This window comes from Enterobacter sp. 342 (assembly GCF_036663495.1).
Classification (GTDB): Bacteria; Pseudomonadota; Gammaproteobacteria; order Enterobacterales; family Enterobacteriaceae; genus Enterobacter.
In genome coordinates this window covers 1-640 of the sequence record NZ_JAWUEI010000130.1, presented here as the reverse complement: position 1 = coordinate 640, position 640 = coordinate 1, and the positions used below count along the sequence as shown (strand labels likewise).

Below are 640 nucleotides of genomic sequence, written 5' to 3'. Positions count from 1 at the left end.
ATGGATCCAACCCCTCCGCTGCTATAGTGCAGTCGGCTTCTGACGTTCAGTGCAGCCGTCTTCTGAAAACGACAAACAGCCAGAAAGGCTGTTACAGGCGATTTGATCTGCAACCTATTGGTTAAATTAATGTATCAAAAACGATGGTTTTTGTGACAGTCTTGAAAAGTCCTGACTTCTCCCGAAAAATGACTCCCCTCATGTAACAAAACTCGTTACTATATCAACATAACAATAACCCCATAACTAATTAGCGTGAAAAGAATGAAAATCGGCTATGCACGTAAATCTACGCATCTTCAGGATGTGGCGCACCAGGTTGACGAACTAACAAAAGCTGGATGTGAGCAAATCTATCAGGATCAGACCTCACGTAGCGGCCCCAAGCGCGACAAAAAAGGTGCGCCGGAACTGGAGAACTGCCTGAAAGCATTGCGCGAGGGAGATACCCTAGTAGTTTGGGCACTAGATCGGCTCGGCGGTTCATTGGGTCAAGTCATTACTTTACTCGACGACCTGAAGAAACGCGGAATAACTTTCATAGCCATCAAGGACAGAATAGAGGCACTGTTGCAAATAGTCGGTGGTGATAAACTTATCATCCCCTTTTGCTGATGGAGCTGCACATGAACCCATTCAA

1 protein-coding gene is annotated in these 640 nt (G+C 45.8%); it reads left to right on the top strand.

The window, feature by feature from the left end:
• Positions 1-264 precede the first annotated feature (264 nt).
• The gene (locus V6E55_RS25595) at positions 265-615 is read left to right on the top strand and encodes a recombinase family protein (protein WP_316944133.1); all 351 of its coding nucleotides are present in this window, start codon (positions 265-267) and stop codon (positions 613-615) included.
• Positions 616-640 lie beyond the last annotated feature (25 nt).